The organism is Clostridium sp. MT-14 (genome assembly GCF_042436595.1).
Classification (GTDB): Bacteria; Bacillota; Clostridia; order Clostridiales; family Clostridiaceae; genus Clostridium_B; species Clostridium_B aromativorans.
In genome coordinates this window covers 1-378 of sequence record NZ_JBHMIY010000104.1, presented here as the reverse complement: position 1 = coordinate 378, position 378 = coordinate 1, and the positions used below count along the sequence as shown (strand labels likewise).

Sequence of the window (378 nt, the reverse complement as noted above, 5' to 3'; positions counted from 1 at the left end):
GTGGAATTATAAAAATATAATAATTCTGACTATAGGATTGTGAACAGGAATGAAAAAAGTACATGATAGAATAAATTATTATGCTGAAAAATCAGATTTTGAAGAAGTCAATCAGGCACTGAAAAATAACTCAAATAAGAGAATGCATATAAGATATATTGTTATACTTAACTATCTCCAGGGATACAAGCTTAACGAGATTGCCTATATGAACAATATATCTTTTCAAACTGTAGGTGTATATGTTAAAAAATATAAATCGTCTGGATTAAGTGGTCTGGTTATTGGCAAAAGCCCGGGAGCTCCCCGTCATCTAACCAATGCCCAGGAATTAGAACTAATTAAAATAATTACAACCAGAACCCCCGATGAAGAAGG

Annotated in this window: 1 protein-coding gene; it reads left to right on the top strand. The window is 32.3% G+C overall.

Translation table 11 applies throughout. From position 1 onward, the window contains the following. Positions 1–49: 49 nt before the first annotated feature. Positions 50–378, top strand: a 329-nt coding sequence (locus ACFHWD_RS20695; RefSeq protein ID WP_378062953.1) for a transposase, incomplete at its 3' end; no start/stop codon positions are given.